This is a genomic window from Microvirga sp. HBU67558 (assembly GCF_018069605.1).
Classification (GTDB): Bacteria; Pseudomonadota; Alphaproteobacteria; order Rhizobiales; family Beijerinckiaceae; genus Microvirga; species Microvirga terrae.
In genome coordinates this window covers 1-320 of the sequence record NZ_JAGPUP010000132.1, presented here as the reverse complement: position 1 = coordinate 320, position 320 = coordinate 1, and the positions used below count along the sequence as shown (strand labels likewise).

General features: G+C 62.2%; 1 pseudogene. It reads right to left on the bottom strand.

Going from position 1 to position 320, the window contains the following annotated elements:
- Positions 1–106 precede the first annotated feature (106 nt).
- A pseudogene (locus tag KBI52_RS00535) lies at positions 107–202 on the bottom strand (IS5/IS1182 family transposase); the annotation flags it as partial.
- Positions 203–320 lie beyond the last annotated feature (118 nt).

The following is a 320-nucleotide window of genomic DNA, read 5'->3' as shown; positions in this document are numbered from 1 at the left end:
CTTCCATCCGCGGCCCTCGCCGCGTAGGCTTCAATCCGGTGTCTCAAAAACTGCGGGCGGTACAGACTCTCTCTGACTGGACGTAAAACTCTACGGCCTGTTGGCGCTTGGCCCAGTCGAGAGTGGCGGCGAGACAGAGCACGCCCATGAAGGATCGAGCGGTCTTCTCATAGCGGGTTGCAACGGCGCGACACTCTTCGAGTGTGTGGTGGCGGAACGTTGTTGGGATCAGGCGCGTTGCGCGGTTGAGGACTTTACTTGGCGCTTCGACGGCTCGCGGCGCCCACTGCGGGCCTGGTGGAGGATCTGATGCTGTCCCT